Origin of the sequence: Acidovorax sp. HMWF018 (genome assembly GCF_003061035.1) — a bacterium.
GTDB lineage: Bacteria > Pseudomonadota > Gammaproteobacteria > Burkholderiales > Burkholderiaceae_C > Acidovorax > Acidovorax delafieldii.
In genome coordinates, this window is sequence record NZ_QAIM01000635.1 from 7401 (window position 1) to 8723 (window position 1323).

The 1323-nt window shown below is 66.7% G+C and carries 1 protein-coding gene and 1 pseudogene; both read left to right on the forward strand.

The annotated features are described in order from the left end of the window. Window positions 1–224 precede the first annotated feature (224 nt). Complete coding sequence (locus DBR23_RS26845; RefSeq protein WP_056061656.1) at window positions 225–1130, forward strand: AEC family transporter; 906 nt, start codon at window positions 225–227, stop codon at window positions 1128–1130. Beyond that, window positions 1127–1323 (forward strand): annotated as a pseudogene (locus tag DBR23_RS31940) (arylesterase); the annotation flags it as partial. The gene DBR23_RS26845 and the pseudogene DBR23_RS31940, both read left to right, overlap by 4 nt.

Sequence of the window (1323 nt, forward strand, 5' to 3'; positions counted from 1 at the left end):
CCAGTACGGTCAGCGCAAGCCATTGACGACGATGCATGGAAATCTCCTTCGTGCGGGGTAACAACAAACAGCGCAGATGGTATGCCCAACGCACGCCAAACCGCCCTGCGGATTCCACATAAGGGCTAACCCTAGAAACAAGGTGGGGGTGGGCAGTCCCCCGGCCCCATTCAGCCTGCCGGGAGCCCCCGGGCGGCTTGCCATGCATCAAGTATTCTCGGTGTGTGAACTACGCCCAACTTCTGCTCCCCGACTTTTCACTCATCTTCTTGGGCTACCTGATCTGCCGGTACACCGCCCTGAACCGCTCGGTCTGGCAGCCGGTGGAGAGCCTGGTGTACTACCTGCTGTTCCCGGTGCTGCTGTTCCAGTCCATCGTCAAAAGCCCGATGGATATTGGCGCAGCGTCGGGGCTGATCGGCGCGGGCATGCTGTCGGGCGTGATCGGCATCGCTCTGGCCTATAGCCTGCCGCACTGGCCCTGGGTGGGCAAGCACATTGATGTGCGCGACCATGCGGCCAGCGCGCAGGTGGCGTTCCGCTTCAACTCCTTCATTGGCCTGGCGATTGCCGAGCGGCTGGCAGGCACCCAGGGCCTGCTGATGATTGCGGTGCTGATCGGCGTGTGTGTGCCGCTGTTCAATGTGGCTGCGGTGTGGCCCATGGCCCGGCACGGGCAGCACAGCTTTGCGCGCGAGCTGTTGCGCAACCCGCTGATCATCGCCACCGCCTCGGGGCTGGTGGCCAATCTGCTGGGCTTTCAGATCCCCGAATGGGCAGTGCCCACGGTCAGCCGCATCAGCGCTGCGTCGCTCGCGCTGGGCCTGATGGCGGCCGGCGCGGGGCTGCAGTTTGGCCTGCTCACGCGGGGCAAGACGCTGAGCGTGTCGGTGCTGGCCATCCGCCACCTGGTGCAGCCGCTCGTGGCATTTGGCATGGCCCGCATGTTCGGGCTCGATGCCGTGCAGACCACGGTGCTGCTGGCGTTTGCAGCCTTGCCCACGGCATCGACCTGCTATGTGCTGGCGGCGCGCATGGGCTACAACGGGCCGTATGTGGCGGGGCTGGTCACGCTGTCCACCTTGCTGGGCATCGTGAGCCTGCCGTTTGCGCTGGGGGTGCTGCGATGAGCCGGGGCCTGAACCGCAGGCGGCTGCTGGGCGCCAGTCTGGTCGCCGCTTTGGGTCTGGTCGCCTGCGGCCGCAAACCGCCGCGTGCCCAGGCGGTGCCGCCGGGCGCCACGGTGCTGGCGCTGGGCGACTCGCTCACATCGGGCGTGGGAGCCTCGGCCGACACCGCCTACCCCGCCGAACTGGCGCGCCT